This window comes from Microbispora sp. H10670, assembly GCF_014161385.1.
GTDB lineage: Bacteria > Actinomycetota > Actinomycetes > Streptosporangiales > Streptosporangiaceae > Microbispora > Microbispora triticiradicis.
The window spans coordinates 1-977 of the sequence record NZ_JABBWW010000089.1 but is presented as its reverse complement, the minus strand read 5'-3'; the positions used below and the strand labels follow the sequence as shown (position 1 = coordinate 977).

Annotated in this window: 1 protein-coding gene; it reads right to left on the bottom strand. The window is 69.8% G+C overall.

The window, feature by feature from the left end:
• Positions 1-330 precede the first annotated feature (330 nt).
• Positions 331-977 (bottom strand): lectin (locus HHX33_RS34655; RefSeq protein WP_182878252.1); only part of this gene is annotated, 647 nt, incomplete at its 5' end.

The following is a 977-nucleotide window of genomic DNA, read 5'->3' as shown; positions in this document are numbered from 1 at the left end:
GGTTGGTGCCGAACCCGGTGATGCGGGTCAGCGTGGCGGCCGCGGCGGGGTGGGCGGCCAGCAGCATGCCGACGAGTACCAGGGGCAACGAGACGGCGGCCAGCAGGGATCTGAGCCTTCGTTTCACGCGAAGTCCTTTCGTTGTCGAAGTGGTGACCCGTCGGCGCGGCGTCCGGGCGGCGGTGCCGGAGGCCGGGCGCTATTCGTGATCAGGGCGCTTGGGGTGGAGGGGGACCGCTGGGGGACATGCCGGGGCGGCGCCTGCGGGAGCCGCTGAGGGGCGGGCCTACGCCGGGGCGGCCGGTCCGGCCGCCCCGGCGGGGTCCTCGATCAGACGCGGGTCCAGCGCTGGTTGCTCTGCCCGTTGCAGGACCAGATCTGGAGCTTCACGCCGTTGGCGGTGGAGTAGTTGGGTGCGTCGAGGCACTTGTTGGCTCCGACCGCGGTGATGCTGCCGTCACTGTTGAAGCGCCACTTCTGGTTGTTCTGTCCGTTGCAGTCCCAGATCTGCACCGCGGCGCCGTCGGCGGTGCTCATGTTGGCCACGTCGAGGCACTTGTTGCCGTACACACGCAGTTCGCCGGAGCTGGTGGGAGTCCAGCTCTGGTTGGACTGTCCGTTGCAGTCCCAGATCTGCACCTGGGTGCCGCTGGTCTGCGACGCGTTGGGGACGTCCACGCACCTGCCCGAAGCGACTCCCTTGATCGCACTGGGACCGGCACTGGGGCTGGTGCTCGGGCTGGTGCTGGGGGTCGCGCTGGGGCTCGGGCTGGACCCCTGGCCGAGGCTGCCCGGGACCGACTGGAGGGCGGCGTACCAGGCGGCGGCCATCTTGTCGTAGCCGTTCGCGGTGGGGTGGATGCCGTCGATGAGGTCGCCGGTGGTGAGCTTGCTGTGCATGTCGACCAGGTGGACGTGCTTGCCGCTGTTGACCTTCGACTGCACGATGCCGGGGACGGCGGCGTTGAAGGTGCGGG